The sequence below is a fragment of the Billgrantia saliphila genome (assembly GCF_002930105.1).
GTDB classification, from domain to species: Bacteria; Pseudomonadota; Gammaproteobacteria; order Pseudomonadales; family Halomonadaceae; genus Halomonas; species Halomonas saliphila.
Genome location: NZ_PJRN01000009.1, coordinates 169,876 through 195,710 on the forward strand (window position 1 = coordinate 169,876; position 25,835 = coordinate 195,710).

The following is a 25,835-nucleotide window of genomic DNA, read 5'->3' on the forward strand; positions in this document are numbered from 1 at the left end:
GTGCCTGACATGAATATCGGCGTGCTCGGTGCCGGCCAGCTCGGCCGCATGCTGGCGCTGGCCGGCTACCCGCTGGCCAACCGCTTCACCTTCCTCGACACCACAGGCCACCCCAGTGCGGGTATCGGCGAGGTGATGATCGACACCGATCGCAAGCACCTCGACGCCTTCCTGGCCAAGGTCGCCCTGGTTACCTACGAATTCGAGCACCTGCCCGTTTCGCTGGTGCAGGCCATCGAGGAGGTGAAGCCGGTCTTCCCCTCGAGCGAGGCGATCCGCATCTGCCAGAATCGCGCCGAGGAGAAGGCGCTGTTCGATCGGCTGGGCATTCCCACTCCGGCCTACCGCTTGGTGGAGCATGCCGACGAGCTCGAAGCCGCGGCCCGTGAACTCGGTTGCCCGGTGGTGGCGAAATCGGTCACCGAGGGCTACGACGGCAAGGGCCAGGCGGTGCTGCGCGATCCGGCCGAAGCCGCCGAGGCCTGGCGCAGCATCAACCACCCGCGGCTGATCGTCGAGGCCTTCGTCGACTTCGTGCGTGAAGTGTCGATCATCGCCGTGCGCGGACGCGAGGGGGAAGTGGTGTTCTACCCTATGGCGGAGAACCTGCACGTCGATGGCATCCTGCGCTATTCGCTGGCACCGATGCCGGACCTCGACGACGAAGTGCAGCAGACCGCTGAAGGCTACATTCGCACCTTGCTCGACGAGCTCGACTATGTCGGCGTACTGACGCTGGAGCTATTCCAGACCCGTGACGGCCGGCTGCTGGCCAACGAGATGGCGCCGCGCGTGCACAACTCGGGGCACTGGACCATGGACGGTGCCGTGACCAGCCAGTTCGAGAACCACCTGCGCGCCATCCAGGGCCTGCCGCTGGGCGATACCTCGGCTCGGCAACCCACCTGCATGGTCAACGTGATCGGCCAGGAGGGGGACCCGGCGGCGATACTCGCTATCCATGATGCCCACCTGCACCGCTACGACAAGAGTGAGCGCCCCGGACGCAAGCTCGGCCACGTCAACCTGTTGGCGAAAAGCCACGGCGAGCTGCTCGAGAAGGTACACGCCTGCGCCTGGCTGCTGCCCGAAGCGCCGGAGCCCCGCTTCAGCTTCGAAGATGAGTTCCGCCAGGGCAACTGAGCCCCCCGACCGCAAGACAACGCAGCGGGCCCCGCCGATGGCGGGGCCCGCTGCGTTCATCCACCACCATCACGCACCGATGATGCCGCCGTCTTCCCGGGTGATTACCAGCGTCGCCGAGCGTGGGATGGCGTTGCCGCCCTCCGGCCAATGGCTGGTCAGCCGGCCCTCGGCGAAATCCGCGGCCGAGGTGTTGGCACCGGGATGCTGCACGTTGACGAACAGCGTGCGCTGGTCGGGCGTCATGGCGATGCCGGTGATCTCCTGGCCGACGGGGCCGGTCAGGAAGCGACGGAGCTCGCCGGTATCGGGGTCGGCCACCAGCATCTGATTGTTGCCGAACGGCGCGTAGACGCCTGCGTTGACCGCCGATTCGCTGATGTCCGTCTGGATCCACACACGGCGGTCGGGATCGATCCACAGCCCGTCGGGGGACGCGAGAATGGCGTCCTCGTCGAGGGGCTCGCCGTTCAGGTCGCGGCCGCTCTCCCGATCGCCGGCCAGCAGGAATATCTCCCACTGGAAGCGCTCGGCGGCGTGGGTGCCGTCTTCCCGCCAGCGGATGATGTGACCGAAGTGGTTTTCGGCGCGAGGATTGGCGGCGTCGCGCTGCTCCTCGCTGCGGCGGGTGTTGTTGGTCAACGTGAAGTAGACCTGGCCGGTGGCCGGGTCCACCGCGCCCCATTCGGGGCGGTCCATCTTGGTTGCGCCCGCGTGATCGGCGGCGCTGCGCGCATTGACCAGGATATCGGCCAGATCGGCGAAACCGTTCTCGGGCGTCAGGCCGTTCTCGCCCGGGGCGAGGGCCAGCCATTCGCCGCTGCCGTCCTCATGGAACTTCGCCACGTAGAGCGTACCCTCGTCGAGCAGTGAGCCGTCGGCGCTGGCCGCCTGGTACGGCCTGGCCGAGACGAACTTGTAAATATACTCGAAGCGGGCATCGTCGCCGGAATAACAGACGATGGGCTGGCCCTCCACGGCGGGGGCGAATATAACCCCCTCGTGGGCAAAACGGCCCAGGTGGGTGCGCTTGACCGGCGTGCCCTGCGGATCGAAGGGGTCGATCTCCACCATGTAACCGAAGCCGTGGGGCTCGTTGCGGTAGTCCTCGCTGGACGAGGCACCGCGGGAGGTGGCGTCGAAGCGCATGTACTCGTCGGCTCCGTCCGCGGCACGATGCCACTGGTAGCGCCCCTCGCTGCGCGTCTGGATGCCGTAGCGCGCCTGGCGCCGATCGATTTCGGTATCCTCGTTGGCGAAGTAGCCCGACCAGTTCTCCTCGGCCGCCAGGTAGGTGTTCCATGGCGTAACGCCATTGGAGCAGTTGTTCAGTGTGCCGCGTATGCGGTTGCCGTCCGGGCTGTACTTCGTCACCACGTGCTCGGTACCGGCCACCGGCCCGGCCAGGCGCATCGGGGTCAGGCCGGTGATGCGCCGGTTGCGTTCGTCCTCGACCACTTGCCACTGTCCGTCGTCACCCTGGCGCACCCGGACCACCGATATCCCGTGTGCGTTGAGCTCCTTGAGTACCTGGTTCGGATCGCGGCTGCCGTCCTCGTGCTGCGGGAAACCCTCGGAGTCGAGCGCCATGCCCTGGGCATCGGCATGCAGTAGGCGCGGCTCGACGTATTCGTGGTTGAGCATCAGCAGGCCGTCGCGGGAGCTGCCGTCCAGCGGGAAGAAATGCATGCCGTCGTGATGGCTGCCGATCTGGTGGGCCTGCGCCGCGCCATCGCTGGCGGTGGCCGCGGGCATGGGGCCGCTGATCGGGGTGCCCCAGGGAATGAAGGTCTGCGCGCGGTAGCCCTCCGGCACCACCACCCTGTCGGCGGCGCTGACCGGGATCGCCTGGAAACCGATACGCGACGAAACCGACGGCGTGCCGGCGGCCAGAGCGCGCCCGAAGGGCAGACTGGTGCACATGGCGCCGGCCACCGCGGCGGCCAGACTGCCGCGCAGCAGGGTGCGCCGATTCATGCGGGCCGCGAGGATGTCGCCGAAGTAGGCATTGGACGAGGGATTGCTGGCGGGCTCGTCACCGGCGGCGAGGATCGGGTCGACCTGGCCGGGCTGGCGAGGCTGGGTCATGGCATGTCTCCAGAAGGGTGAAACGGGACGAACCCATAGGGTGGTGAGGAGACATTGCAGCGATATGAACGTATCGCGACAGTTCGTCGCGATACGCCATGCCGTGCCGTATCCCGAGCGCTCCCTGCGTTGAGGAGCCTCCTCGCCAAACTTCGTCGCATCGGGTAAAGATAGGGGCTGACATAACGACAATGAGTACGGACCCGATCGCGCGCATGTCTTTTTCGCTTCAGGAAGAGCACCTTGAGGCCGTTCCCGCTTCCTCGCACCGTCTGCAGTTGGCTTCTGAACAGGTACGCCTGCTGTATGAGCGACTGTGGCAGCCGGTTCTGGCCAGCGTACTCGCTGCCCTGCTGCTGGTGGCGGCGATGTGGCCCATCATGCCGGCAGGGCTTCTCGTTGCCTGGCTCGTGGCGCTGGTCTCGGTCTCGTTCGGACGCCTGTGGCTGGCCCGGCACTACCAGTGCCAGCCGCCCCGACGTCGGCTGCAACGACGCTGGGTATGTCGCTTCGCCTGGGGCGCCGCTCTCGCCGGCCTGGTATGGGGCGCGGCGGGGCTCGCGATGTTCACCATGGAGCATCTGGGGCAGCTGGCGGCGCTGACGATCGTCTTGGCGGGCATTACCGCGGGCGGGGTGACGACGCTCTCTTCGGTATGGTGGATGGCGCCGCTGTTCGTCCTGCCTGCCATGCTGCCGCTGCTCGGCCAGCTGCTGCTGCAGGGCTCGTCGCTCGCCTGGCTGCTGGCTTCAATGATCGTGCTGTTCCTGGCCCTGGTGCTGGTGACCAGTCATCGACTCAACCGTATCATTACCGACAATATCGCCCTGCGCCTGGCCGTCACGTCCCGCGAGCAGCAGCTACGCGTGAGCGAGGCACGCTATCGCGCCATCTTTCGCCATACGCCGCTGGGGGTGCTGCACTTCGATTGCGATGGCCGGGTGGTCGACTGCAACGAAATGTGTCTCGATATCCTCGGGACCAGCCGGCATCGCCTGCTGGGCATGAACCTGCTGACCCAGCTCGACGATGACCGTGTAGTGCGGGCGGTCCGCGACGCGCTCGATAGTGGCACCGGCTATTTCGAAGGTACCTATCGCACGGTGGTGAGTGGCAAGCAGACGCCGCTGCGCGCCTTTTATAGCGCGCTGCGCAGCGAATCCGGGGTGGTGGTCGGCGGGGTGGCCATCATCGAGGACTTCACTGAACGCAAGCTGGCCGAGGAGACCATCCACCGCCAGGCCTACTTCGACCCGCTGACGGAGCTGCCCAACCGCCGTCTGCTGATCGAGACGCTCGCCTCGACCATCCGTGATCGCCGCGACGATGGCCGCGTGGGTCTGGTGATGTTCCTCGACCTCGACCGCTTCAAGATCATCAACGACACCCTGGGTCACGCGGTGGGCGACGAACTGTTGCGCCAGGTCAGCAAGCGCCTGCTGCTGTGCATGGGCACGGCCGACATTGCCGCCCGTCTCAGCGGTGACGAATTCGTGGTGTTGATGCCGGCGCTGAGCAGCGACCGTGAGCTCGAACTGCAGCGAGCAGAGCAGCGTGCCGAGCGCCTGCTCTCCACCCTGCGCCGAACCTACGACCTGGGCGGTCAACGCATCAGCGTGACGCCGAGCATTGGCTATACACTGTTTCCGCTGGGCGACGAGGACGTGGGCGACGTGCTGCGCCACGCCGATACCGCCATGTATCAGGCCAAGATGAAGGGACGCGCCCAGATCTGCGGGTACGAGCCCTCGATGCAGACCCAGATGAGCTGGCGCCTGGAGATGGAGCAGGCCCTGCGTCGCGCCTTGGCCGAGGAGCAGTTGAGCATCGCCTTCCAGCCCCAGCTCGACGAGCGCGGCGAAGTGATCGGCGGCGAGGCGCTGATGCGCTGGGAGCATCCGCAGCATGGCTGGATCTCGCCGGAGGTGTTCATCGCCATCGCCGAAGAGAGCGACCTGATCGTCGAACTCGAGACCTGGATGCTGGATCGCTGCTGTGCGCTGTTGGCGCGGCTGCCGGCGGAAACCCTGCCGCGCTTGTCGGTCAACATCAGCGTGCGCCACTTCACCCAGCCCGGTTTCGTCGAGGGCGTGACCTGGGTGGTAGGTACCCACGGTATCGATCCTTCCCGACTCACGGTGGAGCTGACCGAGAGCATCATGATCGATGGCTTGCAGGACGCCATCGAGCGCATGCGGGCGCTCAAGCGGCTCGGTGTCCAACTGGCGCTTGACGACTTCGGTACCGGCTTCTCGTCGCTCTCCTATCTCAAGTCGCTACCGTTGGACGAGCTGAAGATCGACCGCAGCTTCGTCAGCAGCCTCGATACCGACAGCAGCGACGCCACCATCGTCGAGACGGTGCTCGCCATGGCGCAGCATCTCGGCATCGATGTGGTGGCGGAAGGAGTGGAGAACAGAGCGCAGCGGGATTTTCTGCTGATGCGAGGATGCCGTCTGTTCCAAGGGTTCTATTTCCATCGCCCGATGCCGCTCGACGCTTTCGAGCGGCTGTTGGCCGAGCGTATGGATACCCGGGCGGAATGACGCCGCTCAGCCAAGGCCGCCGGACGCCCAGAGCCACAGGGCGATCAGCATGAAATGGCCGGGGTACCAGGCCAGCCACAGCCGTCGCGGCATGACGCTGGGTACCGCCGGCGCCAGGCGATGAGCGCCGGCAGCCAGCCAGAGGGCCGTCAGGCAGGTGGCCACGGTGAACGACTTGGCCATGTCGGAGCTGTTCATCAGCCCGGCCACGACCAGCAGCGGCACGGCCATGCATACCGCCCCCAGGCGCTCAGCCAGGCCATCGCCGGCGGCGTGGAGGTGGTACATGGCCAGCATGAACAGCGGAATCAGCAGCAGCCCGCGATGGCCGTACTCGACCCAGTAGCCGAGCAGGTACCAGACCGCCAGCGTCGTCGTCACGCCCAGCCCCACCCAGGCGACACCCAGGTTACCGGCACGCTGGCGGGCGAACAGGTCGCGCAGCCAGGCACCCCAGGCCAGCCCCAGGGCCAGGGTGAAGCAGACATTGAGCACGAAGGCGTCGGAGGCCCGCGGCATCAGCATGTAGGGCAGTTGCGCCACCAGCCCGATGATCAGTATGCGTCGGGCATAGCGCAGCGGATTGCGGGTATTGAACAGCCCGTGCCAGGCGACCATGGCCGCGAACAGGGGAAAGGCGATCCGCCCGATCGACGAGCCGGCCCAGTCGAGCTCCCAACTGGCGGGTAGCACGTAGCGGGTCAGGTGATCGATCGTCATGGTGGCGAGCGCCAGCCATTGACCCCAGCCGGTCCATGTCGAGGCGGGACGATCCGGCACCGAGAGGGCGGCGGCTTGTGCGGTCATCGTGACCTCCCTGTGGATGACGTATCGAGGAGCGGAATGATGCCACCTTGTTGACCGGGGCGCGACGGTGGGAGTTCCTCCTCGTCGGGCAACGGTTCGGGAAAGAGGACAGCAGCGATGCGCAGCGGCTTCGGCTTCGATCTTCGCAGCATGGAGATATTCGTCGAGACTCTCGAGCAGGGCAGTCAGAGCGCAGCGGCCCGGCGACTCGGGCTCAAGCAGTCGTCGGTCTCCCAGAGCCTGGCCAATCTGGAGGAGAGCATGGGCGTGACGCTGTTCAAACGCCACTCCCGCCCGCTCGAGCCGACCAGCGCCGGGCGCTTCTTCTACGACCGTGCCCGGCGGCTGCTCGAGGACGCGCGCAGCACGCGCCGCGAGCTGGTCTCCGGCGACTTCGGTCACTTGCACCAGGTGCGCCTGGCGCTGGTCGATTCGCTGGCCACGGCGGTCGGCCAGCCGTTGATCGAGCTGATCCGTCGCTACACCCGCGACTATACCCTGACGACCGGGCTGTCGCACATGCATGCGCACTCGCTGCTCACCCGGCACGTGGATATCATCGTTTCCGATGATCGGCTGGAAAATTACGATGGTCTGGAGCGCCATGCCCTGCTGCGCGAACCCTTCGTCCTGGTGGTGCCCCGCCACTGGAACGGCCCGCTGGACAACCTGCGCTGGCTGGCCCGGCATCTGGATTTCGTGCGCTACACCCCGCAGTCGCTGATCGGTCAAGCCATCGAGCGGCACCTGCGCTTGAACCAGCTCGAGCTGCCGGCCAGGCTGCATCTCGACAACACCTTCGCCGTACTGCGCCTGGTCGGCGCCGGCGCCGGGTGGACCATCACCACGCCGCTGTGCCTCTACCAGGCCGGCCTCGAGGAGCTCAACGTCACGGTGGCCCCGCTTCCGCTGGCACCGCTCAGCCGCGAGCTGACGCTGGTGGCGCGCCGCGACGAGCTGGGTGAGCTGCCGGCGCTGCTAGCTCGCGACAGCCGGCGCCTGCTGGAGAAGCACTTTCGCGCCCAGCTCGAGCGGGTGCTGCCCTGGCTGTCCGCCGAGGTCACCACCCAGCCCTGATTCCGTCTCCCCGGTAGCGCGCCTTGCTCTCGAAGGGCGCATGAAGGCCGACCACGGCTTCACCATGACGCACTATCGATTTCATCGATAGTTTGGCCGTCATCGGTATCGATTCACGTTGCGCTTTCGCTTCGCCCCCACCAAGACTGGTCGAAACCCAAGGTAACGAACAGGCCGGGGCCGAACGATGCCAAGAATAATAATGCTCTACGTGCGCTGGGTGGACGCGTTCAATCGCGTGGTGGGGCGCCTAATCATGTTCCTGATCTTCGTGATGATCGGTGTGCTGCTCTTCTCCTCGGTGGCGCGTACCGCCTTCAACAGCCCGCTGATCTGGAGCATCGAGGTCTCGCAGTTCATGATGGCCGCCTACTACATGCTCGGCGGCGCCTACGCCATGCAGATGGGCGCGCACGTGCGCATGGACCTGTTCTACTCGCGATGGTCCGATCGTACCCGCGCCATTGTCGACGCCCTCACCATCGTGCTGCTGCTGGTCTTCCTCGGGGCGCTGCTCGTCGGCGGCATCTCGAGCACCGAGTATGCCCTGCGCTACGGCGAGAAGAGCTATACCTCCTGGGCGCCGCCCCTGGCGCCGATCAAGATCATCATGACCTTCGGCGTGCTGCTGATGCTGCTGCAGAGCGTGTCGATCCTGTTCAAGGACATCGCCCGGGCACGCGGCGTCTCCCTGGAAGGGGAGACCGGTCAATGAGCTACGAGATGATCGCTCTGCTGATGTTCTCGACCATGATGCTGCTGCTGCTCACCGGGCAGCGCGTGTTCGGCGTGATCGGCTTCGTCGGCGCCGCCTCGGCGCTGCTGCTGTGGGGGCACGGTGGCGTGGAGATGCCGTTCAGCGCCGCCATCCAACTGATGAACTGGTATCCGCTGCTGACCCTGCCGCTGTTCATCTACATGGGCTACATGCTCTCCGAGTCGGGCATCGCCAGCGAGCTCTACGAGATGTTCCACGTCTGGATGGGCTCGCTCAGGGGCGGCCTGGCAGTGGGCACCATCGGTCTGATGGTGGTGGTCTCGGCGATGAACGGCCTGAGCGTGGCGGGCATGGCCATCGGCGCGACCATCGCCCTGCCGGAGCTTTTGCGCCGCGGCTACGACAAGATCATGGTCACTGGCGTGATCCAGGCCGGAAGCTCGCTGGGCATCCTGGTGCCGCCCAGCGTGGTGTTGGTGCTCTATGGCATGATCGCCCGCCAGCCGGTCAGCCAGCTGTGGCTGGCCGGGGCCATCCCGGGGCTGATCCTGGCGGCGCTGTTCGTGATCTACATCGTCATCCGTTGCCGCCTGCAGCCTCACCTCGGCCCGGCGCTGCCCGCCGAGGAGCGCCGGATGAGCCTCGCCGAGAAGCTCAAGCTGCTGCGCGCCGGCATCCTGCCGCTGCTGATCTTCTTCTTCATGACCGGGCTGTTCCTGATGGGCGTGACCAGCCTGGTGGAAAGTTCGGCAGTGGGGGCGATGGCCGCCACCCTGGCCGCGCTGGTCAAGCGGCGGCTGACCTGGACGGTGATCGAGAGCACCGTGCACAAGACGCTGGGCATCAGCTGCATGTTCATGTGGATCATCCTGGCGGCGCTGTGTTTCGGCGCGGTGTTCGATGGCCTCGGTGCGGTACGCGCCATCGAGAACATCTTCCTCGACCGCATCGGCATGAGCCCGTGGCAGATACTCGTAATGATGCAGCTCTCCTACATCCTGCTCGGGATGTTCCTCGACGACACCGCCATGCTAGTGATCGTGGCGCCGCTCTACGTGCCGCTGGTGATCAGCCTGGGCTTCGACCCGATCTGGTACGGCGTGCTCTACACCATCACCGTGCAGATCGCCTACATGACCCCGCCGTTCGGCTACAACCTGTTCCTGATGCGCGCCATGGCGCCGCCGGAGATCTCGCTCGGCGACATCTACCGCAGCGTCTGGCCCTTCGTCGGCATCATGCTGATCGGGTTGGCGCTGATCACAATCTTCCCGCAACTGGCGCTATGGCTGCCGCAGCTCTATCGCGGCTACTGAGCCCAGGAGGTGACCCCAGGCACGACGACCCGATTACCGCAACGATCTTTCTTCCGACAACAAGAAGCACAGCGAGGATGAAATCCCATGACCAACCGTCGCGATTTCCTCAAGAAGGCGGGGCTGGCCACCGCCGCCACCGTCGGGGCCACGACACTCTCGGCCCCCTATGTCCACGCGCAGTCGCGCAGCCCGATTCGCTGGCGTCTGCAGACCTACGCCGGCCCGGCGCTCGCCGAGCACGTGATCAAGCCTTCCATCGACGCCTTCAACAAGGCCGCCAACGGCGAGATGGAGATCGAGCTCTACTACGCCGACCAGCTGGTACCCACCGGCGAGCTGTTCCGCGCCATGCAGCGCGGCACCATCGACGCCGTGCAGAGCGATGACGATTCGATCAACGCGCCGGTCGACGTCTCGGTGTTTGGCGGCTACTTCCCGTTCGCCTCGCGCTACAGCCTCGACGTGCCGGCGCTGTTCCACCATTACGGTCTCAAGGAGATCTGGGAGGAGGCCTACGGCGAGGTCGAGGGCGTCACCTGGCTGGGCTCGGGCGCCTGGGATCCGTGCAATTTCGTGACCCGCGAACCGATCCGAAGCCTCGACGACCTCGAGGGCAAGCGTGTGTTCACCTTCCCCACCGCGGGGCGCTTCTTAAGCCGCTTCGGCGTGGTACCGGTGACACTGCCGTGGGAGGACATCGAGGTCGCCATGCAGACCCGCGAGCTCGACGGCATCGCCTGGGCCGGCATCACCGAGGCCTACACCGTAGGCTGGGCCGACGTCAGCAACTACTACCTGACCAACAACATCTCCGGCGCCTGGGCGGGCTCATATTTTGCCAACACCGAACGCTGGAACGAGGTGCCCGAGCATCTCCAGACCCTGTTCAAGCTGTGCATGGACAGCTCGCATTATTACCGCCAGCACTGGTACTGGTGGGGCGAGGCGCACTACCGCACCACCGGCGGCAAGCTGGAACTGACCTCGATACCCGAAGAGGAGTGGCAGCGGCTCGAGGACGAAGCGCTGGCCTTCTGGGACGAGATCGCCCAGGAGAGCGATCGCAGCGCCCGCGTGGTGCAGATCCTCAAGGATTATCGACAGACCATGCAGCAGGCCGGGCCTCCCTACCGCTACGGTTGAAGGAGCGCGGGGCGCCGGGCCTGGCCCGGCGCATCCCGTCGGCGTTCGCCACCACCTATGACAACGAAGGGCGTGCGAGGAAGCGGAGATGAGCCGACTGCAGGCGAGAGACGTGAAGAGTGCCGACGATGCCAAGCGGATCGTCGAACAGCGTGGCCTGACCCACGTCAAGGTCGGCATGTTCGACATGGATGGCGTGATGGTCGGCAAGTACATGCGACGCGACAAGTTCTTCCATGCGTTGGAGGCGGGCTTCGCCTTCTGCGACGTGGTGCTGGGCTGGGACAGCAAGGACGAGCTCTACGACAACGTGACCTATACCGGCTGGCACACAGGCTACCCGGATGCGGCGTTGCGGGTGGTGCCCGAGAGCTGCCGCGAGCTGCCAAGCGAAGGAGACATGCTGCTGTTCCTGGCTGAATTCACCGGCCCGGCCGAGGCGATTTGCCCCCGGGGGCTGCTGCGGCGGGTACTGGGCCGGGCGCGGGAGATGGGTTTCGTCGCCTGCGGTGCGCTGGAGTACGAATTCTTTTTGTTCCAGGAGACACCGGAGTCGATCCGCGAGAAAGGCTTTCGCAACCTGAAGCCGCTGACCCCCGACATGATGGGCTACTCGATGCTGCGAAGCTCGGTGCACGGCGAGCTCTACCACGAGCTGCTGGCGCTGGCCGAGGCCATGGACTTCCCCATCGAGGGGCTGCACACCGAGACCGGGCCGGGCGTGCTTGAGGCGGCGATCTGCGTCGATCAGGCGCTCTCCGCTGGCGACAAGGGGGCGCTGTTCAAGACCTTCATCAAGGTATGGGCGCAGCGCCGCGGGCTGATGGCCACCTTCATGGCCAAGTGGTCGCCGGATTATCCCGGCCAGAGCGGGCATATCCACCTCTCGCTCAATCACGTCGACAGCCACGAGTCGGCCTTCTTCGATGCCGACAAACCCCACGGCATGAGCGACATCCAGCGTCATTTCGTGGCCGGCCAGCAGACGTTGATGCCCGAGTTCCTGGCCATGTTCGCCCCGACGATCAACAGCTATACGCGGCTAATCCCGGGCTTCTGGGCGCCCACCGACGCCACCTGGGGCGTGGAGAACCGCACCTGTGCGCTGCGCGTGATCCCGGGCAGCGCCAAGTCGCAGCGGGTCGAGTATCGCCTGGGCAGTGCCGACGCCAACCCCTACCTGGCGCTGGCTGCGGCGATCGGTGCGGGGCTCTACGGCATTGAGCACCGGCTTGAGCCGGACGCGGCGGTGACAGGTAACGCCTACGAGCTCGAGCATCCCGAACACCAGGCGCTGTCGCGAACGTTGTGGGAGGCCGCCCAGCGGCTGAAAGGCTCGGCGGCGGCGCGCGAGCTGTTCGGCGATGCCTTCGTCGAGCACTTCGCGGCCACGCGGGAGTGGGAGGAAAGGCAATTCCGAAGGCATATCACCGACTGGGAACTCGACCGCTATTTCGAAATTATTTGATTCGCACTGCCTGCGAACCGCTCGCTCAGTGCTCACCTTGGCGGGGCTAAGTCGTTCAGACTGATAAGCGGCGCCGGGGGCAGGCATGAGCGAAGCGTTTTTTCAGGGATGAAGAATGGAGCGCCCAGGGAGGGGGTCACAGCGTCTCCGCGAGAGACTGCCGACGGGGTAGCCGCGTGTCGGGATTCGGCTCACGCTATTGGAAGGGATGAAGAAAATTATGGCCATACAGCAGACGATTTCTCCGGTCGACGGCTCGGTCTACGTCGAGCGGGAGCAGGCCGACCCGGGACGGGTCGAGGCGACGCTGGCGCGGGCGGTAGCGGCGCAGCGCGAGTGGCGCGAGACGAGCCTCGACGAGCGCGCGCGGGTGTGCTCGGCAATGGTCGATGTCTTCGTCGCGTGGCGCGACGAGCTGGCCCGCGAGCTGACCTGGCAGATGGGGCGGCCGATCGCCGCGGCCGGCGGAGAGATCGGCGGCTTCGAGGATCGCGCACGGACCATGATCGCGCTGGCCGAGGAGGCGCTTTCGCCGCTCCGACTGGCCGAGAAGCCCGGCTTCACCCGCTACATCACCCGCGAGCCGCTGGGCGTCTCGTTCATCGTCGCGCCGTGGAACTTTCCCTATATGACCGCGGTGAACGCCGTGGTGCCGTCGATCATGGCGGGCAACGCCGTGATCCTCAAGCACTCCGCCCAGACGCCGCTGTGCGCCGAGCGCTTCCAGCAGGCGTTCGATGAGGCGGGGTTGCCCGAGGGTGTGTTCCAGCACCTGCACCTGTCCCATGACGCCACCGAGGCGCTGATTCGCGACGGCCGGGTCGCGCATGTCTCCTTCACCGGTTCGGTGGCGGGCGGGGCGATGGTGGAGCGCAATGCCGCCGGACGCTTCATCGCCACGGGGCTCGAGCTCGGCGGCAAGGACCCGGCCTACATCCGCGCCGACGTCAACCTCGACGAGGCGGTGCCCGGCGTGATGGACGGCGCCTTCTTCAATTCAGGGCAGAGCTGCTGCGGGATCGAGCGGATATACGTGCACGAGTCGATCTTCGACGACTTCGTCGAGCGCGCGGTGGCCTGGGTGCGCCAGCTGCGGCTGGGCAACCCCACCGATCCCGAAACCACCCTGGGACCATTGGTGCGCCCCGCGGCGGCGGATTTCGTGCGTGGCCAGGTCGAGGAGGCGGTTGCCGCCGGCGCCAAGGCCTGGCTCGACCCCGGCGACTATCCGCTCTCGCTTGCGGGCAGCGCCTATCTGGCTCCGCAGGTACTGACCGGCGTCGACCACACGATGCGGGTGATGACCGAGGAGAGCTTCGGCCCCGTGGTGGGCATCATGCCGGTCGCCTCCGACGACGAGGCCGTGCGCCTGATGAACGACAGCGAATTCGGCCTCACCGCCGCCGTCTTCACCCGCGATATCAACGCCGGTGAGGCCATCGCCCGCCGGCTCGAAGCCGGCACGGTGTTCACCAACCGCTGCGATTACCTCGATCCGGAACTCGCCTGGACCGGGGTCAAGCACTCGGGGCGAGGCTGTTCGCTGTCGCGGATCGGCTACGAGACGCTTACCCGGCCCAAATCCTTCCACTTGAAGCATGCCTGAACCGGCGCGCTCAGGAGACCCACATGACGCTCGATCACTTCACCATGGGCTGGAACTATCCGGCCAATATCATCACCGGGGTGGGCCGCATCCGTGAGCTGCCCGCGGCGTGCCAGGCGCTGGGCATGCGTGCGCCGCTGCTGGTGACCGACCCGGGGCTGGCGGCGCTGCCGATGGTGCGAGACTGCGTGCAGGCGTGCCAGGACGCCGGGCTGCGCATCGCCGTGTTCAGCCAAGTCAAGGGCAACCCCACCGGCCGCAACGTGCTCGACGGCATGGCCGCCTTCCGTGACGGCAGTCATGACGGCGTGATCGCCTTCGGCGGCGGCTCCGGGCTCGATGCCGCCAAGGCGGTGGCGCTGATGGCCAATCAACGCGAAGGGCTGTCGCTGTGGTCACTCGAGGATATCGGCGACAACTGGAAGAACGCCGACGGTCAGGCCATCGCCCCGGTGGTCGCCGTGCCGACCACCGCCGGGACCGGTTCGGAGGTGGGCCGCGCCTCGGTGATCACCGACGAGGCGGAACACGTCAAGCGCATCATCTTCCATCCCGGCATGGTACCCGACACCGTCATACTCGATCCCGAGCTGACCGTGGGCCTGCCCCCGGCGATTACCGCCGCCACCGGCATGGATGCACTGTCGCATTGCCTGGAGGCATGGTGCTCGCCGCTCTACCATCCCATGGCCGAGGGCATCGCCGTGGAGGGCATGCGCCGCATCGATCTCTATCTGCAGCGCGCCTTCAGCGAAGGCCACGACCTTGAGGCCCGCATGAACATGCTGGTGGCCTCGAGCATGGGCGCCACCGCCTTCCAGCGCGGCCTGGGCGCCATGCATGCGCTGGCGCATCCGCTCGGGGCGCTGTTCGATGCTCATCACGGAACCCTGAACGCGGTACTGATGCCCTACGTGCTGCGTGCCAACGAACGCGCCATCGGCGAGCCCATGGTGCGCCTGGGTCGCTATCTCAACCTGGACCAGCCGGGCACGGCGTCGGTCATCGACTGGGTGCTCTCGTTGCGCGAACGCCTGGGTATTCCGCATACCCTGGCCGAGCTCGGCATCGACACGCGCCAGGCCGACAAGGTCGGGCGCATGGCGGTGGCCGACCCTTCGTCCGGCACCAACCCGGTCGCGTTCGATGCCGATGCGTACCGTGGCATTTTCGTGGCCGCCGTAGAGGGGCGTCTCTAGGCTTCGCCCGGAAAGCGTTCAGGCGAAGTCTCAGGGGATCTGGCCGGTGAAGCCGTGGCTGGCAGGCTGGGACACCAAGGAAGGTCAATGAAAGGAGATGCATCGATGCGCATCGGACTCCTGCAGTGCGATGACGTGGCGCCCGAGCTGCGCGAGGCCCACGGCAACTACCCGGAGATGTTCGCGGCCCTGTTCCACCGGGTCGACCCTAAGCTCGAGTTTCGCGTCTGGCGCTGCCTGGATGGCGAGATTCCCGACGATATCGACGCCGTGGATGCCTGGATGACCACCGGCTCCAAGTTCGGCGTCAACGATGGTCTGCCCTGGGTCGACACGCTGTGCGACTTCGTGCGGCGTCTGTGGCACGCCGGCAAGCCGCTGGTGGGGATTTGCTTCGGCCACCAATTGATAGCCAAGGCGCTGGGCGGCGAGGTGGAGAAGAGCGATAGGGGCTGGGGCGTCGGCATGTCGTTCAACCGGCTCGAGGCGGCCGATTGGATGACCCCCGAGCAGCCGGAGCTGAACCTGCTGGTGAGCCACCAGGACCAGATCAGCGAACTTCCGGCGGGGGCCAGGGTGCTCGGCGGCAGTGATTTCTGCCCCCACTACCTGATGCAGATCGGCGAGCACTTCCTCGGCGTGCAGGGTCACCCTGAGTTCACCAAGGACTACTCGCGCGACCTGATGACGCTGCGCCGGGAGCTGGTGGGCAATGAGCGGGTGCGACAGGGCGAAGCATCGCTTTGCGCGCCGGTGGACGATACGCTGATGGCACGCTGGATAGTGAATTTCATGAAGCGTGCCGTGCAGCGGAGGATAGATGACGGCGAGCGAGGCCTGGCAGACGGCAATCGAACACCTTGACCCCGCAACCACCAACCTGATCCTGCTGGGCATCATACTCAGTCTCAGCATTCTCGCCGATACCGTGGCCAGCCGTACCCGGCTGCCGCGTATCTCGCTACTGGTACTGGTGGGCGTGGCGGTGGCCGTCGTCCAGCAGCTCGGCTTCGGCCGGATGGGTGGCAGCCCACTGGATGGGCTGAGCGAGCCGCTTATCCAGGTCGCGCTGGTCATGGTGGCCTTTCTGCTGGGTGGCGAACTGACGCTCGAGCGCTTGCGTGCCACCGGAGCGCTGATCGCGCTCGTGTCGCTCGCCGTGCTGGGGGTGGGCGTGCTGGCGGTGGGCGTGGGGCTGCTGTTGCTCGGCTTTCCGCTGCTGGTGGCGGTCAGCTTGGCGGCGATCTCGGTGGCCACCGATCCGGCTGAAGTGCGTGAAGTGATACGCGAGAAGAACGATACGCGGCTGCGCGCACGGGTGCTGATGGGTATCGTCGCCATCGACGATGCTTGGGGCATTCTCGTATTCGGTCTGGCCATGGCGCTGCTGGGCTGGCAGGTCTCGGGCGACGGCATGGCCGCGCTGCTGGACGCTGCCTGGGAGCTTGGAGGCGCGTTATTGCTGGGGACGGCGATCGGCGTGCCGGCGGCCTGGCTGACCGGACGCTTGCGCCCCGGGGAGCCGACCCAGGTCGAGGCCGTGGCGCTGATCCTGCTGCTGGCCGGCTTCGCCGAATGGCTCGACGTGTCGGCCCTGTTGGCCGCCATGGTCGCCGGCGCCCTGGTGGCCAATCTCTCCACCCATCACACTCGCTCGTTCAACGAGATCGAGTATATCGAATGGCCTTTCCTGGTGTTCTTCTTCGTCCTCTCGGGGGCGAGCATCGACCTGCGCTACCTGGGCCAGGCCGCGGGCCTGACCCTGGCCTATATCGCGCTGCGCGCCTTGGGCCGCTACCTCGGTGGCCTTCTGGGGAGTTACCTGGCGCGGCCATGGGGGGCCTCACTTCCCCGCGATATCGGCCTGGCATTGACGCCCCAGGCCGGTATCGCCATGGGCATGGCGCTGCTGGTGGCGGAACGCTATCCCGAGCATGGCCCGGTCCTGCTCTCGGCGGTGGTGGCCTCCACGGTAGTCTTCGAAGTCATCGGGCCGTTACTGGTGCGCCGGGTACTGCGCTAGCCCTGACGGCGCCGGTGGGAACTCCGCTGGACAGCAGGCGCAGGCCGTTGGCCACGACCAACAGACTGGCGCCCATGTCGGCGAATACCGCCATCCACAGGGTGGCGTGGCCGGTGAACGCCAGCGCCATGAATACGGCCTTGATGCCCAGTGCGAGCACGATGTTCTGTACCAGCACCGTGCGGGTGGCACGCGACAGGCGCAGGAAGGCGGCCAGGCGCCGCGGGTCGTCGTCCATCAGCGCCACGTCGGCGGTCTCGATGGCCGCGTCGCTGCCCAGCGCACCCATGGCGAAGCCGATATCGGCTCGGGCCAGCGCCGGTGCGTCGTTGATGCCGTCACCGACCATGCCCACCGGCCCCTGCTGCGCACGCGCTTCGATCATGCGCAGCTTGTCTTCGGGAAGCAGGGCGCCATGTGCCTCGTCGATACCTGCCTGCTCGGCCACCGCGGCCACGTTTGCCGGGGTGTCGCCGCTGAGCATCAGCGTGGTCACGCCCAATGCGTGCAGTGCCTCGATCGCCTCGCGGCTCTCCGAACGCAGCGGGTCGCCCACCGCGAACAGCGCCAGCGGACGCTCCCCCTCGCCCAGGATCACCAGCGTCTCCCCCCGCGACGCCTGCTCTTCGAGGTGCTGGCGCAGGGCCTCGTTCGGCGCGGCATACGCTTCCATCAGCCGCCGGTTGCCCAGCCACACGATGCCGCCTTCGTAGCGAGCGGTGACGCCGCGCCCCGGCAGTTCCTGTACGTCATGCACCGTGAGCGGTTCGATTCCCTCTGCCTCGGCGGCTCGGGCCAGCGCCGCCGACACCGGGTGCGACGAACGGTCGGCGAGCCCTGCGGCCAAGGCACGGTGTCGAGCGCGTCCGGCCGCATCCAGCGACCCGTCCAGCGGTTGCCAGCGGCGCTGCGACGGCCTGCCCTGCGTCAGGGTGCCGGTCTTGTCGAAGGCCAATGTCTTGAGGCGGTAGCCCTGCTCGAGCACATTGCCGCCCTTGATCAGCATGCCCGTGCGGGCCGCCGCCGCCAGGCCGCTGACGACGGTCACGGGCGTGGAGATCACCAACGCGCAAGGACAGGCGATCACCAGCAGCACCAGGGCGCGGTAGGTGCCTTCCAGCCAGCTCACGCCGAACAGCCACGGCCAGGTGAGACCGACCAGCAGGGCCACGGCGAACACCGCCGGGGTATAGACGGCGGCGAAGCGGTCGATGAAGCGCTGGGTGGGCGCGCGGCTGGCCTGGGCCTGCTCGACGGTGTGAATGATGCGAGCCAGCGTGGTGTCGGCGGCGGGGCGGGAGGTGCGGTAGAGAAACTCGCTGCCCTGGTTGACGCTGCCGGCGTACACGGCGTCGCCGGGCGTCTTGTCCACCGGCAGGCTCTCCCCGGTAATGGGCGATTCGTCCAGCGCCGGGTGGCCCTCGGCGACATCGCCATCCAGCGCCAGACGCTCGCCGGGACGCACGCGTATCAGGCTGCCCTTGGCGATCTCGCTGGCCGGCAGGGTGCGGAAGCCGCCGTCCGCCTGCAGCACGCTAGCATTCTCGGGCGCTAGATCGAGCAGATCGCGAATGGCGTTGCGCGCCCGCCCCAATGAACGCGCCTCGATGCGTTCGGCCAGGGTGAACAGCACCAGTACCATGGCCGCCTCAGCCCAGTGGCCGATCAGTAGCGCCCCGGTGACCGCCACGCTCATCAGCGCGTTGATGTTGAGCGTGCGGTGACGCAGGGCGATGAAACCCTTTTTCCAAGTGGGCAGCCCGACCAGCGCAATGGCCGCAAGCGCCAGTACGGCGGCCAGCCAGGGCTCGCCCAGGCCCATCCAGTCGCTGGTCTCCGCCGCCAGGGCGACAAGCGCGGCCGTGCCGATCTTCCACCATGGCTCCTCGTCGTTCGCTGCCGGCGCTGTGCGCTGGGTGGGGTCGTCGCGTTCGGCGGTCATGCCGGTGGCGGCGATGCGGCGCCGGATGGTGTCTTCCTCGACGCCACGATGCTGCACGGTGAGTACCCGTCCGATCAGATCGAAGTCGAGCCGCTCGATACCGGGCACGTCTTCCAGGGCGCGGCGTAGCAGTGTCTCCTCGGTGGGGCAGCACATCGCCTCGATGCGCAGGCGCAGCGAATTCACCCCCGGCGGAGGGGCATTCGGCCGCGGCGGGGCCGGGGTCGTGTCGGTGGTGCAACCACCGCCCGAGCAGCAGGATCGTTCGGCCATGGCAAAGGCTCCTTATCATCGTCTACCCTGATGAAACACCCTGTAGCCACTACAGGGTCAAGCACTTTGCGAGGTCATCATGAAGATCGGCGAACTGGCCGCACGCACGGGTTGCCCGGTGGAAACCATCCGCTACTACGAGCGCGAGGGGCTGTTGCCCGAGCCCGCCCGCAGCAGCGCCAATTACCGGCTCTACGCCGAGCCGCATGCCGAGCGGCTGCGCTTCATCCGCCATTGCCGCACGCTCGACATGACGCTGGAAGAGATCCGCACGCTGCTCGACTACCACGACCGCCCGCGCCAGCCGTGCAATGCCGTCAACGGCCTGATCGACGATCACCTGGCGCACGTCGAGGCGCGCATCGAGCAGCTCCAGGCGCTGCGCGAGGCACTGGCAACGCTGCGCTCACGCTGCAACGGCGAGACCGACTCCAGCCACTGCGGCATCCTTCAGGAGCTCGCCCAGCCGACGCCGCGTGAACTCACCGCCGAGACCGGCGAACCCAGCCATGTGCCGGGGCCGCATCGGGGGTAGACGGGCGGTTTCAAAACACTGCCGCATCATCTGTGGGACCTGCCCCAAGCTGGGCGGCATGCTCCCGTACCCGCTCGAGCATCGCGCTGGCGGCGGTGGAGAGCGGGGTGCGTGTCGGCGTGATGATGCCCAGCGTGCGGGGCATGCGCGGTCCCGTCAGCGGCCGCCAGCCGATGCCCTCCGAGGAGATCTGGCGAAAACTCAGCGAGGGCAGGGCGGAAACGCCGAGCCCGGCGGCGACCATCCTTCCCGCGGTGCCGATCTGGCTGACCTCGCACATCAGATCCATTTCGCTGCCGAGCGTTTGCAGAACCTCCTCGATCGCCTGGCGCGTGCTGGAGAGGCGACTGACGGCGATGATGGGGTAGCGCAGCAGCGCTTCCCAGCTCACTTCGTCATGCGCCAGTAGCGGATGTCCCAACGGGCAGACAGCGACGAAGTGATCGTCGATCAGCGGCTCGAAGCGCGTCGTCTCCGAGCCCGTGGGGCGTACCGAGAAACCGATGTCGGCACGCTGTTCGCTGACCAGCTCGTCCACCTGACTGGCGAGCACATCGTGCACGCTGATGGCGATGTTGGGATGCAGGCGGCGATAGTCGGCCAGCACTGCGGGCAGGAAGCCGGCGGCGAGGGTGGGCAGCGCGGCCAGGGTGACCTTGCCGCGCTGCTTGTTGAACAGCTCGCCGAGATCGCCCAGCGCCTCCTCCCAGTCGCCGATGAGCCGCCGCGCCGTGGGCAGGAAGACCCGACCCTCCGGGGTGAGCTGCACGCCCCGGGGCGAGCGGTGGAACAGCACGCCACCGACCGCCTGCTCCAGCTTGCGAATGGCGATGCTCAGCGCCGGCTGGGAGAGGTGGAGTCGCTCCGATGCCTCGACAAAGCTGCCGAGTTCGGAAATGGCCACGAAGGCCTTGAGCTGACGAATGGAGGGCTGCATAAATAAAGTAAAAGTCTCGTTCGATTAATTATATTAGACAAATACCGTCCCGTTTTTCCATTCTGATTGGCGAACGCTTCCGTTCCGAGCCCAACAACCACAACATGATGGAGCAACGCCAATGCCTTCCTTCAAGACGCCGATGGCGGTCGCGCTGATCAGCCTCGGACTCGCCGCCGCGACCGCCCACGCCGAGGAGCAGTTGCTGATCGGCTCCACCTCCACCTCCTCCAGCCAGTACGGCTACTTCGTCGCCGTGGGGCAGATCATCAAGGAGCACGTGCCCGATACGACCGCCTCGGTGGTCGAGACCGGTGCCACCGTGGACAACCTCAGGCGCATTCTGCGTGGCCAGGTGGACATGGGCCTGGTGACCACCAACGTGGGCTACCACGCCTACTCCGGCGAGGGCGAATTCGCCGAACGCCCGGTGGACAACCGCCTGCTGTGGGTCTATTCCCAGGCACCGCAGAACGTGGTGATACGCCAGGACGCCGAGGTCGAGTCGATGGCCGATCTCGACGGGGTGCGGCTCAATCCGGGCATCACCGGCTCCGCCACCGAGGCCACTACCGAGGCGGTCATGGAAACCTTGGGCATAACGCCGGACTACGTTCGCGGCTCAACCACCGATGTGGTCGCCGGGGTAAAGGACGATCGCATGGCCGGCTACGTCAAGTCCGGGGTGGGCAACAAGCTGGACGGCTCGTCGCTGGATATCGCCACATTCACGCCGATCGAGGTGCTGTCGCTCACCGACGAGCAGGCCGACCGGCTGCGCGAGGAGATGCCCGACATTTCTGTGGTGGAGATTCCCGAGGGCGCGGCGGAGGGCGTTCCCGCCTACACCACCTGGAGCTTCGGCCTGGCCGTGCATTCCGGCCCCGATCTCGACGAGGAAACCGCCTACCAGATCGTCAAGGCGGTCATGGAGAACCCCGAGCCGCAGGTCAGTGCGCTGTCCAACCTGGCCGAGGTCGACCTTGCTGAGTTGACCCTGGAGAGCGGCACCGTACCGTTGCATCTCGGTGCCGCGCGCTATTTCGAGGAGCAGGGTTACGAGATCCCCGAGCAGCTGAAGCCGGTGGAATGAGGCGAGGAGCCCTGTCGCATGCGTGAAAAAAGCCTGATGCTCATGGCCCTGGTGCTGGGAGGCTTCATCCTCTACACCTCGGCGGCGGGGCCGTTCGAAAGCCTGGTGCATCGCAGCGTCTTCCTGGCGCTGGTGATCGGGCTGGGCCTGCTGACCTACCCGCTCGGCGCCGGCACTCGCTGGCGTCCGCTGGGCATCGCCGTCGACGGCATGCTGGCGGCGGGCGCCATCGGCGCCAGCCTCTACGTGACCTTGCATGCCGACGAGATCCTGACCACCCTGCCGTGGGCCACCTCGCGTGACATGTTTCTTGCCGGTGTGTTGGTTGTGGCCATCCTCGAGGTGGCGCGGCGCGCCATCGGCTGGATCTTCCCCGTGCTGGTGCTGATCGGCATCGCTTACGCGCTGTTCGGCAACCGGCTCTCCGGTCCGCTGAGCCACCGCGGTTTCGATAGCGCCTTCGTCACCGAGACGCTGTATCTCGGGGATCTGGGCATCTGGGGCATGCTGCTGGGGGTGGCCGCCACGACCATTGCCGCCTTCGTGCTGTTCGGCAGCGTGCTGCTGCATACCGGCGGTGGCCAGACGTTCATCGACCTGTCGATGCGTATCGGCGGGCGCAGCCAGGGCGGGGCGGCCAAGATCGCCACGGTGGCCTCGAGCCTCTTTGCCATGGTCAGCGGCAGTGCCGTGGCCAACGTGGCGACAACGGGCAACTTCACCATACCCATGATGAAACGGCTCAAATATCCACCGGCTTTCGCCGGTGGCGTAGAGTCAGTGGCGTCGACCGGCGGCCAGATCGCGCCGCCCATCCTGGGCGCGGCGGCTTTCATCATGGCGGAGATACTGGGCATCAGCTACGTGACCATCGCGTTGGCTGCGCTACTGCCAGCGCTGCTTTTCTACATCGCGGTATTCTTCACCCTGCATCTGGTGGCGGTCCGGCGCGGGCTGCCGCTGGTGCCCGAAGACGAACTTCCGACCTGGAGCGAGGTGCTCACACCCAGACGCATCGTGCCGATACTGGCTGCCCTCGGCGGGCTGTTCGGCGGCGTGCTGAAGGGCTACTCCATCCAGTTCTCGGCCTTTCTCGGTGTGGCGCTTCTTCTGGCGAGCTATGTGGTATTCGCCGCGCTCGGTCGCACCTCGCCCAGGCGCATGGGACACATGCTGCTGTCCGGCCTGGAGGATGCCGGAAAAGGCATGGTGATCATCGGCGTGCTGCTGGCCGGGGCGCAGATTCTGGTGGCCATGCTCAACCTGACCGGTATCGGCGTCACGCTCTCCACGCTGGTGGTCAGTGTCGCCGGTGAACAGCTGTTCCTGGTGGCGCTGATCGTCGCCGTGATCTGCCTGATCATGGGCATGGGCATTCCCACCACGGCAGCCTACGTGCTGGTGGCGGCGGTGCTGGCACCGGCCTTGACCCGCATCGGTGTCGAGCCGCTGGTGGCGCATCTGTTCGTGTTCTACTTCGCCACCATCTCGGTGATCACGCCGCCGGTGTGCATCGCCGTATTCGTCGCCGCCGGTATTGCCCAGACGGGCTGGCTACAGGTAGCCGGTCATGCCATTCGCCTGGGTGCCAGCACTTACATCATCCCGTTCCTGATCCTGGCCTACCCGGGACTGATCGGGCTGGGCGATGCCTGGGATATCGGCCTGGCCGCGATCAAGGCGCTGGCTTTCGTATTGGCCTTTGCCGGCGTGCTGGGGGGCGCTCGGCTGACCGGCCGGAGCTCACTCGATGCACTGGCGCTTACGGTGGCCGGCATCCTGTCGGTCTTGCCCATGACGTTGCCGAGCCTGGCCGGTGTGATGGCGGTGGCCGGATTGTATGGCTGGGCCTGGCAGAGCGCGCGTCGCGATGCGCGCCTGCCCCAGGGAGCGGGTTCATGAACCAAGGACGACACATGCGACAGATCGCGATCATCGGCTGCGGCACCATTGGCGTGAGCTGGGCCGCCTACTTTCTCTCTCGTGGCCTGGCGGTATCCGCCCACGACCCCGAACCGGCGGCGCTGCAAGCCTTCACCGAACGAGTCGCGGCCGACATGGCGACGCTCGGGGCCGAGCCGCTCACGCCGCGGCTGTGCGACACCGCGGCCGATGCGGTCGCCCAGGCCGATCTGGTGGTCGAGAATGCTCCCGAGTCGGTCGAACTCAAGCGCGGGCTCCTGCGGGAACTCCAGGCGCTGGCGCCGGCGGGGGCCATCATCGCCAGCAGCACTTCATCGCTGACCCACTCGGATATCGCCGGCGAGACGACCGTTCCCGGGCGGGTGGTGATCGCCCACCCCTTCAACCCGCCGCACCTGGTGCCGCTGGTGGAACTCTACGGCCCCGACCCGGCGGTCGTCGAACGCCTCGCCGATTTCTATTGCGGCATCGGCAAGCAGCCGGTGGTGATGCGCCGTGAGATGGTCGGCCACATCGCCAATCGTCTCTCCTCGGCGCTTTGGCGCGAGGCGCTCTATTTGCTGCAGGAGGACGTGGCCAGCGTCGCCGACATCGACCGCGCCGTGACGGCTGGCCCCGGGCTACGCTGGGCCATCCAGGGGCCGTTTCTGACCTATCACCTGGGCGGAGGCCAGGGTGGCATACGCCACTATCTCGAACACCTCGGCCCCAGTCAGCAGTACCGCTGGGCGAGCCTGGGCGAGCCGGAGATGAACGAGGCTTTGAAAGCGCGCATCGTGGCCGGCGTGGAGGATGCCACCCGGGGCCAGCCGCTGGACTCACTCTTTGCCCGGCGCGACACCCGCCTGGCGGCGCTTCAGCGAACTCTTGGCGAAGCCGCCAACGAGGAGATGGCCCCATGAGCGAGACGACCCCCTGCCTGCTGGCGGTAGCGCCCAACGGCGCCCGGCGCACGCAGGCCCATCACCCGGCGATTCCGCTGACCCCTGCCCAACTGGCACGCGACGCGCGCGATTGCCTGGCCGCTGGCGCCGCGATGCTGCACCTGCACGTGCGCGAGCCGGACGGACGCCACCTGCTCGACGCCGGTGCCTATCGCGAGGCGCTCAACGCGATCCGTGAAGCGGTGGGCGAGGCCATGGTACTGCAGGTGACGAGCGAGGCAGGGGGGCGCTATCGGCCCGCCGAGCAGCGTTGGGTCATCGAGGCGTTGCAACCCGAGGCGGTGTCGTTGGCAGTGCGCGAGCTGTTCGCCGACCCGACTGAGGCGAAGGAGAGCGGCGCGCTATGCCAGGCGCTGGAGGCGGCGGGGGTATCGCTCCAGTACATCGTCTATTCGCCCGAGGACCTCGCCGCCTTCAATGCGCTGCGCAAACGCGGCGTGGTGCCCGCCGGGCCGGCTTGGCTTCTCTTCGTGCTGGGCCGCTACGAGACCCCACCGATCGCCGACCCCGCCCGCCTGCCCGGCTTTCTTGCGACGCTCGCGCCGGGCGATCGCTGGGCGGTGTGCGCCTTCGGCCCCACCGAGGCTGAGTGCATGGGGCTCGCCGCCCGCCACGGCGGCCACGCGCGGGTCGGTTTCGAGAACAACCTGTGGCGGCCCGACGGCGAGCGTGCCGCGGACAATGCCGAGCTGGTGGGCCTGGCGCGACAGCGGGTCGAGGCCGCCGGACGTCAGCTGATGAGCCCCGTCGAAGCGCGTGTCTTTCTCGGCCTGGCGAAGCAAGGGGAGGGCAGCGCATGACCGTGGTGATTGGCTGCGGTGCGGGGTTTTCCGGCGACCGCACGGATGCCGCCGGGCCGCTGGTGGAAGCGCTGCTCGGCTACGATGCGCCGCGCGCGCTGATGTTCGAGACCTTGGGCGAGCGCACCCTGGCGGCCGCGCAGCTGCGGCGCGTGCAGGATCCCGAAGGCGGCGACGAGCCGCTGCTCGACGCCTTCCTGGCCCCGGTGCTGGGCAAGTGCCTGGCGCACGGCATCAGCGTGCTCGGCAAT

At 66.9% G+C, this 25,835-nt stretch carries 21 protein-coding genes; 17 read left to right on the forward strand and 4 right to left on the reverse strand.

What is annotated here, in order from left to right:
* The first annotated feature begins 9 nt into the window (after window positions 1–9).
* The gene (locus CYJ07_RS12145) at window positions 10–1,143 is read left to right on the forward strand and encodes a 5-(carboxyamino)imidazole ribonucleotide synthase (RefSeq protein WP_104203962.1); all 1,134 of its coding nucleotides are present in this window, start codon (window positions 10–12) and stop codon (window positions 1,141–1,143) included.
* A gap of 69 nt (window positions 1,144–1,212) precedes the next feature.
* Here CYJ07_RS12145 and CYJ07_RS12150 read toward each other — a convergent pair whose 3' ends face one another.
* Entirely contained in the window at window positions 1,213–3,231 is a 2,019-nt protein-coding gene (locus CYJ07_RS12150) for a PhoX family protein (protein WP_104203963.1), read from the reverse strand.
* A gap of 215 nt (window positions 3,232–3,446) precedes the next feature.
* Between CYJ07_RS12150 and CYJ07_RS12155 the strand changes: the two genes are divergently transcribed.
* Window positions 3,447–5,777: a putative bifunctional diguanylate cyclase/phosphodiesterase gene (locus CYJ07_RS12155; protein WP_104203964.1), complete on the forward strand. Its 2,331-nt coding sequence runs from the start codon at window positions 3,447–3,449 to the stop codon at window positions 5,775–5,777.
* A 6-nt stretch (window positions 5,778–5,783) separates the two neighbouring features.
* On the opposite strand, the gene CYJ07_RS12160 is transcribed toward CYJ07_RS12155, so the two are convergent.
* On the reverse strand, window positions 5,784–6,584 hold the full coding sequence (locus CYJ07_RS12160; protein ID WP_104203965.1) for a TraX family protein: 801 nt from the start codon (window positions 6,582–6,584) through the stop codon (window positions 5,784–5,786).
* Window positions 6,585–6,701: 117 nt separating this feature from the next.
* Here CYJ07_RS12160 and CYJ07_RS12165 point away from each other — a divergent pair, with 117 nt between their 5' ends.
* From CYJ07_RS12165 to CYJ07_RS12205, 9 genes are all read left to right on the forward strand, one after another.
* Window positions 6,702–7,661, forward strand: coding sequence for a LysR family transcriptional regulator (locus tag CYJ07_RS12165; protein ID WP_104203966.1), 960 nt, complete (start codon window positions 6,702–6,704; stop codon window positions 7,659–7,661).
* A 202-nt stretch (window positions 7,662–7,863) separates the two neighbouring features.
* Entirely contained in the window at window positions 7,864–8,376 is a 513-nt protein-coding gene (locus CYJ07_RS12170; RefSeq protein WP_197038346.1) for a TRAP transporter small permease subunit, read from the forward strand.
* Window positions 8,373–9,695 (forward strand): TRAP transporter large permease, encoded by a 1,323-nt coding sequence (locus tag CYJ07_RS12175; RefSeq protein WP_104203968.1) that lies wholly within the window; start codon window positions 8,373–8,375, stop codon window positions 9,693–9,695. Before CYJ07_RS12170 ends, CYJ07_RS12175 begins: the two co-directional genes overlap by 4 nt.
* 87 nt (window positions 9,696–9,782) lie before the next feature.
* Window positions 9,783–10,841, forward strand: a complete 1,059-nt coding sequence (locus CYJ07_RS12180; RefSeq protein ID WP_104203969.1) for a TRAP transporter substrate-binding protein — start codon at window positions 9,783–9,785, stop codon at window positions 10,839–10,841.
* Window positions 10,842–10,929: 88 nt separating this feature from the next.
* Window positions 10,930–12,309, forward strand: a complete 1,380-nt coding sequence (locus CYJ07_RS12185) for a glutamine synthetase family protein (protein ID WP_104203970.1) — start codon at window positions 10,930–10,932, stop codon at window positions 12,307–12,309.
* Between the two features lie 220 nt (window positions 12,310–12,529).
* Window positions 12,530–13,915 (forward strand): aldehyde dehydrogenase family protein, encoded by a 1,386-nt coding sequence (locus CYJ07_RS12190; protein WP_104203971.1) that lies wholly within the window; start codon window positions 12,530–12,532, stop codon window positions 13,913–13,915.
* Window positions 13,916–13,938: 23 nt separating this feature from the next.
* Entirely contained in the window at window positions 13,939–15,114 is a 1,176-nt protein-coding gene (locus CYJ07_RS12195; protein ID WP_104203972.1) for an iron-containing alcohol dehydrogenase, read from the forward strand.
* 105 nt (window positions 15,115–15,219) lie between these two features.
* Window positions 15,220–15,978, forward strand: coding sequence for a glutamine amidotransferase-related protein (locus CYJ07_RS12200; RefSeq protein WP_104203973.1), 759 nt, complete (start codon window positions 15,220–15,222; stop codon window positions 15,976–15,978).
* A complete protein-coding gene (locus tag CYJ07_RS12205) occupies window positions 15,935–17,137 on the forward strand; it encodes a cation:proton antiporter (protein WP_104203974.1) in 1,203 nt (400 codons plus the stop codon). Before CYJ07_RS12200 ends, CYJ07_RS12205 begins: the two co-directional genes overlap by 44 nt.
* Here CYJ07_RS12205 and CYJ07_RS12210 read toward each other — a convergent pair.
* The gene (locus CYJ07_RS12210) at window positions 17,100–19,352 is read right to left on the reverse strand and encodes a heavy metal translocating P-type ATPase (RefSeq protein ID WP_104203975.1); all 2,253 of its coding nucleotides are present in this window, start codon (window positions 19,350–19,352) and stop codon (window positions 17,100–17,102) included. The genes CYJ07_RS12205 and CYJ07_RS12210 overlap by 38 nt on opposite strands.
* 79 nt (window positions 19,353–19,431) lie before the next feature.
* Between CYJ07_RS12210 and cadR the strand changes: the two genes are divergently transcribed.
* A complete protein-coding gene (gene cadR, locus CYJ07_RS12215) occupies window positions 19,432–19,887 on the forward strand; it encodes a Cd(II)/Pb(II)-responsive transcriptional regulator (protein WP_104203976.1) in 456 nt (151 codons plus the stop codon).
* 10 nt (window positions 19,888–19,897) lie between these two features.
* On the opposite strand, the gene CYJ07_RS12220 is transcribed toward cadR, so the two are convergent.
* Entirely contained in the window at window positions 19,898–20,824 is a 927-nt protein-coding gene (locus CYJ07_RS12220) for a LysR family transcriptional regulator (protein WP_104203977.1), read from the reverse strand.
* A gap of 121 nt (window positions 20,825–20,945) precedes the next feature.
* On the opposite strand from CYJ07_RS12220, the gene CYJ07_RS12225 reads away from it, so the two are divergent.
* From CYJ07_RS12225 to CYJ07_RS12245, 5 genes are all read left to right on the forward strand, one after another.
* The gene (locus tag CYJ07_RS12225) at window positions 20,946–21,917 is read left to right on the forward strand and encodes a TAXI family TRAP transporter solute-binding subunit (RefSeq protein ID WP_231489624.1); all 972 of its coding nucleotides are present in this window, start codon (window positions 20,946–20,948) and stop codon (window positions 21,915–21,917) included.
* A gap of 18 nt (window positions 21,918–21,935) precedes the next feature.
* Window positions 21,936–23,819 carry a TRAP transporter permease gene (locus tag CYJ07_RS12230; RefSeq protein ID WP_104203978.1) on the forward strand — a complete coding sequence of 628 codons (1,884 nt, stop codon included), beginning with the start codon at window positions 21,936–21,938 and terminating at the stop codon, window positions 23,817–23,819.
* On the forward strand, window positions 23,816–24,742 hold the full coding sequence (locus tag CYJ07_RS12235) for a 3-hydroxyacyl-CoA dehydrogenase NAD-binding domain-containing protein (RefSeq protein ID WP_197038347.1): 927 nt from the start codon (window positions 23,816–23,818) through the stop codon (window positions 24,740–24,742). The genes CYJ07_RS12230 and CYJ07_RS12235 overlap by 4 nt, the downstream gene beginning before the upstream one ends.
* A complete protein-coding gene (locus tag CYJ07_RS12240; RefSeq protein WP_104203980.1) occupies window positions 24,739–25,584 on the forward strand; it encodes a beta-keto acid cleavage family enzyme in 846 nt (281 codons plus the stop codon). Before CYJ07_RS12235 ends, CYJ07_RS12240 begins: the two co-directional genes overlap by 4 nt.
* The coding region (locus CYJ07_RS12245; protein ID WP_156085498.1) for an acyclic terpene utilization AtuA family protein at window positions 25,581–25,835 on the forward strand (255 nt) is incomplete at its 3' end. The genes CYJ07_RS12240 and CYJ07_RS12245, both read left to right, overlap by 4 nt.

Coding starts and splice junctions, on each gene's coding strand:
- cadR (WP_104203976.1), top strand. CDS start 19,432: ATGAAGATCGGCGAACTGGCCGCACGCACGGGTTGCCCGGTGGAAACC.
- CYJ07_RS12230 (WP_104203978.1), top strand. CDS start 21,936: ATGCGTGAAAAAAGCCTGATGCTCATGGCCCTGGTGCTGGGAGGCTTC.
- CYJ07_RS12170 (WP_197038346.1), top strand. CDS start 7,864: ATGCTCTACGTGCGCTGGGTGGACGCGTTCAATCGCGTGGTGGGGCGC.
- CYJ07_RS12180 (WP_104203969.1), top strand. CDS start 9,783: ATGACCAACCGTCGCGATTTCCTCAAGAAGGCGGGGCTGGCCACCGCC.
- CYJ07_RS12235 (WP_197038347.1), top strand. CDS start 23,816: ATGAACCAAGGACGACACATGCGACAGATCGCGATCATCGGCTGCGGC.
- CYJ07_RS12145 (WP_104203962.1), top strand. CDS start 10: ATGAATATCGGCGTGCTCGGTGCCGGCCAGCTCGGCCGCATGCTGGCG.
- CYJ07_RS12150 (WP_104203963.1), bottom strand. CDS start 3,231: ATGACCCAGCCTCGCCAGCCCGGCCAGGTCGACCCGATCCTCGCCGCC.
- CYJ07_RS12185 (WP_104203970.1), top strand. CDS start 10,930: ATGAGCCGACTGCAGGCGAGAGACGTGAAGAGTGCCGACGATGCCAAG.
- CYJ07_RS12220 (WP_104203977.1), bottom strand. CDS start 20,824: ATGCAGCCCTCCATTCGTCAGCTCAAGGCCTTCGTGGCCATTTCCGAA.
- CYJ07_RS12240 (WP_104203980.1), top strand. CDS start 24,739: ATGAGCGAGACGACCCCCTGCCTGCTGGCGGTAGCGCCCAACGGCGCC.
- CYJ07_RS12165 (WP_104203966.1), top strand. CDS start 6,702: ATGCGCAGCGGCTTCGGCTTCGATCTTCGCAGCATGGAGATATTCGTC.
- CYJ07_RS12210 (WP_104203975.1), bottom strand. CDS start 19,352: ATGGCCGAACGATCCTGCTGCTCGGGCGGTGGTTGCACCACCGACACG.
- CYJ07_RS12175 (WP_104203968.1), top strand. CDS start 8,373: ATGAGCTACGAGATGATCGCTCTGCTGATGTTCTCGACCATGATGCTG.
- CYJ07_RS12195 (WP_104203972.1), top strand. CDS start 13,939: ATGACGCTCGATCACTTCACCATGGGCTGGAACTATCCGGCCAATATC.
- CYJ07_RS12225 (WP_231489624.1), top strand. CDS start 20,946: ATGCCTTCCTTCAAGACGCCGATGGCGGTCGCGCTGATCAGCCTCGGA.
- CYJ07_RS12205 (WP_104203974.1), top strand. CDS start 15,935: ATGACGGCGAGCGAGGCCTGGCAGACGGCAATCGAACACCTTGACCCC.
- CYJ07_RS12200 (WP_104203973.1), top strand. CDS start 15,220: ATGCGCATCGGACTCCTGCAGTGCGATGACGTGGCGCCCGAGCTGCGC.
- CYJ07_RS12155 (WP_104203964.1), top strand. CDS start 3,447: ATGTCTTTTTCGCTTCAGGAAGAGCACCTTGAGGCCGTTCCCGCTTCC.
- CYJ07_RS12160 (WP_104203965.1), bottom strand. CDS start 6,584: ATGACCGCACAAGCCGCCGCCCTCTCGGTGCCGGATCGTCCCGCCTCG.
- CYJ07_RS12190 (WP_104203971.1), top strand. CDS start 12,530: ATGGCCATACAGCAGACGATTTCTCCGGTCGACGGCTCGGTCTACGTC.